Consider the following 1,139-nt stretch of genomic DNA (forward strand, 5'->3'; position numbering starts at 1 on the left):
TAGACTTGTCCGAAAACTCCAAAGCCAGACTGTTCAAAGCTTTGAGGCAAAACTTTGATATTTGCGTAAAAACATAGCGATCAGGATTTGAGATAGTTACTGTTAGTTTAGAGGCATAAAAATTAACTCCTTTTTTTTAGAACTTCTTAGCTATTGTTAGTAGCTAACTTGGCAGAATTAAGCTACCGATTCTAAGCCTAACCAACCCACAAACTGTTAAGATAATCTGATCATAAGTCTCAAGTTTTAACCGAAATCTCTGTGAGGCAATCCGAAATATTTTGAGCAGACGTATTAAATGTTCAATAAATATCCGATTACTAGACAAAGCTTTGTTTTCATCTTTTTGCTGTTGAGTTAATTCTCTTTTTGGTTTCTTTTTGTGAGGAGTAGTGATATTTTCACCTCCTTGAAAACCTTTATCACCTGAGAAAGGTTGAGATTTATCAAATTTATTTTTAGATAGACGAAACAATTTTATATCTGCTGTTGGACCAGGAACACCTACTTCCACCTCCACAATATCTTTTCCTTCTGGCATCCCAATCATTTGGCTTTTCAAAGTATGTTTTCTTTTCTTACCGGAAAAATATTTTTTTTGCTCTTTCTGGTCAGAATGCCTATATATTGGCTGTTCCAGGCTATCGACCAATAGCCTAAAATTAGTTAACACTTCTTGAACAAATAGTAAATCACTTTCATTATTTGAGACTTGTTCTAATAAACTGGAGGGTAAGATATCTCGCAATATTGGTATCCAGTCGTGAAATGTATCATTAGCTTCAGTTTTGGAAACATCAAACAACATTCCTAATACTTGAAATGTTGGCATCTGTCTTAGATAAAACAAGCATAAACAGACTTGCTCGCTCGTTGACAACTTTGTAGGGCGACCTCCTCCTGACGCATTGATTCTAATTTTTTGACTCTCCTGTTTCTCTTTGATTTCTTTGTGTCGCTTTTGGGCGCATTTTAACAATGTTTGGAGTTGCTCGTAACTAATTCCTAAAATTTGTTTTGTCCGGTGTGGATATTTCTCGATATAATCAAAAACCATAACTAATTCTGAAAAGTAGTAGACGTTCAATTTAACGTTTTACCATTTTTCTTTTCCTAAGTTAATATTTCGGACAAGTCTA

1 protein-coding gene is annotated in these 1,139 nt (G+C 34.4%); it reads right to left on the bottom strand.

Going from position 1 to position 1,139, the window contains the following annotated elements:
• Nucleotides 1-163: 163 nt before the first annotated feature.
• Complete coding sequence (locus G1O98_RS38305; protein ID WP_163939682.1) at nt 164-1,057, bottom strand: transposase family protein; 894 nt, start codon at nt 1,055-1,057, stop codon at nt 164-166.
• Between the last annotated feature and the right edge of the window lie 82 nt (nt 1,058-1,139).

The organism is Nostoc sp. UIC 10630 (assembly GCF_010747425.1).
GTDB lineage: Bacteria > Cyanobacteriota > Cyanobacteriia > Cyanobacteriales > Nostocaceae > Nostoc.